This window comes from Anaerotignum faecicola (assembly GCA_024460105.1).
Taxonomy (GTDB): domain Bacteria; phylum Bacillota; class Clostridia; order Lachnospirales; family Anaerotignaceae; genus JANFXS01.
This window is the reverse complement of sequence record JANFXS010000218.1, coordinates 1-478: the sequence shown is the minus strand read 5'-3', so window position 1 is coordinate 478 and position 478 is coordinate 1. Positions and strand designations below refer to the sequence as shown.

At 52.5% G+C, this 478-nt stretch carries 1 protein-coding gene; it reads left to right on the top strand.

Going from position 1 to position 478, the window contains the following annotated elements; all coding sequences use genetic code 11:
• Nucleotides 1-478 (top strand): ATP-binding cassette domain-containing protein (locus NE664_13630; protein MCQ4727673.1); only part of this gene is annotated, 478 nt, incomplete at both ends.

The following is a 478-nucleotide window of genomic DNA, read 5'->3' as shown; positions in this document are numbered from 1 at the left end:
TTTCAGCTTGGTCTTAAATCCCGGAGACAAAGCGGTTTTGATCGGGGAAGAGGGAAATGGAAAGAGTACGCTTCTAAAATGGATTTATAATCCTGAACTGATTGAGGGGTATACGGAGACGCAGGGCGAACGAATCTGTACAGGGGAACACCCGGGCTATCTGCCCCAGGAGCTGCCGGCAGAGGAAAAGGAAAAAACCGTATATGAATATTTTTGCGGGGAGGACGCCTTTGGCCTGCAGACGCCCAGGGAACTGACCCATTTAGCCGGGCAGCTGAAGCTTCCGCCTGATTTTTTCTACCGGGATCAGAAGATGGACACGCTTTCCGGCGGAGAAAAGGTGAAGGCGCAGATGGCGCGGCTTCTCATGGCCCGGCCCACCATCCTGCTGCTGGATGAGCCCTCTAATGACATTGACATCGAAACGCTGGAATGGCTGGAAAAGCTGATTATGGAAGCGCTCCAGCCGGTATTATTT